A 2,834-nucleotide genomic window follows, 5' to 3' on the forward strand; every position below is an offset into this window, starting at 1 on the left:
CTCAGCAATCATATTTTTAAATTATATAACTCCCAACTGAGCTTTTGCTCCAACGATAAGGCTTTCATTTTGAGTTTCTAAGGCAAATAAACCATACATCAAAGGAGAGGCCGCTGCTCTTTCTAAAGTCTGTTCATATAGTTTATTCCAAACTTTACCCCCTAGTTTTTCATACTCGATGATTAGAGTTTTGAGGCTTTCTTCTCCAAACAAAGTTACATGCCCAGCAAAATCAATCGCTGGGTCATCTATATGGGCTGTTGACCAATCAATAACGCCTGAAACAGCTCCATCCTTTGAAGCTAGTACATGCCCAGCATATAAATCGCCATGTATAAATTGGGTGAAATCTGCCCATAGAACATCATTATCCAACCATTTTCTGTAGCGGGTTTCCAATTGCTCACTTATACCAATTTCAGATTTTACTAACTGCAAATTGTTTGCTATTTCAGGTCTTAAATCTGAAGGTTTCATAATTTTCAAATCATTTTCCCGAACTTCTTTTTCAGGAATACTATGGATTTCAAATAAGGTTTTTGCCAAAGATGTTATGTATTTCGGGCTATCTTTGTCCATATTCCAAATTATTTCATAGGTTTCAGCATCCAAATTTAAAACAGGATTATCTTTAAGTATGGGATAAGCCACTAATTCTGTAGATGAAATTCTCCAATCAGGAACCTCTACAGAAAGATGTTTTTTTACCAATTCTAAAATGCGTTTTTCTTTCTTGATTTGTTCCCTCATGCCATCACGACGAGGAATACGCAGCAACCATTGTTGCCCCTTTGTATCAAGAGCAAAAACGACCTTAAAATCAATGCCCATTTCATTGAAATTCATTTTGTCCGTAAGCAACAAGCCGTGTGCTTCAGCAAGTGATTGAATATCTTGAATTGTCATTTTTAATTTCCTTTAAAGAGTTCAATAATTAATGTTCGGATTAGATTGGCTATCATTAACAATCTCTCTCAAAAGTCTTGATGATTTTGTGGTCTTTGATCTCGTAGATAATGTCAGCAATATTATCGACCAATTGCTTGTCATGAGATACGAAGATAATAGTTCCTGCATAGGACTTCATCATTGTTTCTAATGCGGCAATACTTTTTAGGTCAAGATAGTTTCCTGGTTCATCCATAAGCAAAATATTATATTTTCCTAAAAGCATTTTGGATAAAAGCAGTTTGATGATTTCACCTCCCGATAAGTCGGATAAGTTTTTTTGAATATCATTCGCTCCGATCCCCATTGAAGCCAATACTGCACGAATTTCCGCAACTGTGTACTCGCACTCTTCCTGCATAAAGGAGAGCACAGATTTATGCGTGTTAAATTTATATCCTGTTTGTGTAAAGTAGCCAATTTCAGCTTTTGGAGATATGGTTAATCCATCAGCACGTTCTGATATCATTTTTAACAAGGACGTTTTCCCTGTTCCATTCGATCCAGTTATAGCGACTTTAGCGCCAAGCGGTATTATAAAGTTAGCGTCATCAAAGATAGTACGGCTACCAAATTTTAAGCTCAGACCATCTGCCGTAATCGGGAACTTATTGTGCAGTTCTAGGGCTGAACTTTGACGAAAACGAATAGAACGCAAATGCTCTGGTGCTTGAATATCTTCTAATGCAGCCAAACGCTTTTCCATACTCTTAGCTGCCTGATACAGTTTTCTTTGCTTGGTGCCAGTCATTTTTGCATGCCCAAGTCGTCCAGCACTTTCGGTAGAGTTTTTGGATTTTTCTCCTTTTTTCTTATTGTCTAATCGATTAGCTTGCTGGCGTTTTTCTTGCACAGCAGATTCTAATCGCTCCCGTTCCTTCATCATCAGCTCATATTCTACGGCTTGGTGTTGTCGCTCTTCTTCTTTTTGACGCAAGTAATCCGAGTAACCACCCCAATATTCCGTAATTTTACCGTCTTTTAACTCCCATATCTTGTCTACAACCATATCAAGAAAATATCGGTCATGACTGATAACAAGTAATGCTCCATCAAATGCTTTAAGTTGACCAATAAGTAGATCTATTCCATTGAGATCAAGGTGGCTGGTTGGTTCATCCGCTAGAATGCCATGTACTTGTTGGGAAAATGCGGCAGCAATTTTTGCACGAGTTTCCTCTCCGCCACTCATTGTGTCGTTTTGTACATTGGAAACACCAAGGCGAGATAACATTGCCCGGTCTTCGACCGTTTCTATTTCGATTCCGCCCAGTTGGCTGATATGTGCAAAATCACCAAAACGCTGTAATGTCGCTTCGGCTAAAACAATTTCGCCATTAAGTACTTTGAGTAAACTACTCTTTCCTGCTCCGTTATCACCCACAAGACCAATACGGTCATAAGAGTGAATTTCCAATTCATCAATATCCAAAACATCACGCCCAGCATAATCCAAGCGTATGTTTCTCGCTTTAATAATTAAACTCATTTTTATTTACTCCTGTTTAGCTCTTGAAATTTTTTATGCAGCAAACAGGATTTAGGTGAAAACAAAAGCTAGCATCACAGTGTCCTCCCAAAAAAAAAGCTATTCATCCACAGGGTGGACAAATAGCTAGTCAATTAAGTTATAACTGGAAACTATGCACTAAAAGCATACTTATAAATTAAGCATACTTTTACTTTATATATCCGCATATATTCTTAAAGACACAACAAAAGCCCACCATTATAAAATAGTGTCACTATGCAAATAGTTGTGTCTTAACGAATGCGGATAGAATGCATAAACTTACCTAAAAAATAAAATTCAGTTTTATGATAACTTTACTGTTAAAAGAAGTCTAGACAACCTTGTTTTATGCTTGGATATAAGGCTTATTTTA

2 protein-coding genes are annotated in these 2,834 nt (G+C 37.2%); both read right to left on the reverse strand.

All coding sequences use genetic code 11. The annotated features are described in order from the left end of the window. Window positions 1-21 precede the first annotated feature (21 nt). Complete coding sequence (locus PHR02_RS13525; RefSeq protein WP_000155092.1) at window positions 22-906, reverse strand: Mph(E) family macrolide 2'-phosphotransferase; 885 nt, start codon at window positions 904-906, stop codon at window positions 22-24. Window positions 907-961: 55 nt separating this feature from the next. Beyond that, entirely contained in the window at window positions 962-2,437 is a 1,476-nt protein-coding gene (gene msr(E), locus PHR02_RS13530) for an ABC-F type ribosomal protection protein Msr(E) (protein WP_000052512.1), read from the reverse strand. Window positions 2,438-2,834: the final 397 nt, after the last annotated feature.

Origin of the sequence: Sulfuricurvum sp. (assembly GCF_028688295.1) — a bacterium.
Lineage (GTDB): Bacteria > Campylobacterota > Campylobacteria > Campylobacterales > Sulfurimonadaceae > Sulfuricurvum.